At 67.2% G+C, this 235-nt stretch carries 1 protein-coding gene; it reads left to right on the top strand.

The features are described 5' to 3' along the window. On the top strand, positions 1-235 hold a 235-nt coding region (locus tag SB751_RS35390; protein ID WP_410749663.1), incomplete at both ends, for a hypothetical protein.

Here is a 235-nt window from a genome sequence, read left to right as displayed (position 1 = left end):
CGCGTGGTTCGCGAAGATCGATGCGGCCGAACTCACCGCGTTCGACACCGAAACCACCGCGCTCGACCCGATGACCGCCCGCCTCGTCGGCCTGTCGTTCTCTATCGAGCCGGGCAAGGCCGCGTATCTTCCGGTCGCGCATCGCGGCCCCGACATGCCCGAGCAATTGCCGATCGACGACGTGCTCGCGCGCCTGAAGCCATGGCTCGAATCGGCCGATCGCAAGAAGGTCGGC

Source organism: Cupriavidus sp. SIMBA_020 (genome assembly GCF_046535395.1).
Lineage (GTDB): Bacteria > Pseudomonadota > Gammaproteobacteria > Burkholderiales > Burkholderiaceae > Cupriavidus > Cupriavidus campinensis.
Note: the sequence above shows the minus strand (reverse complement) of the source record. Positions and strands in the feature narration are given on the sequence as shown.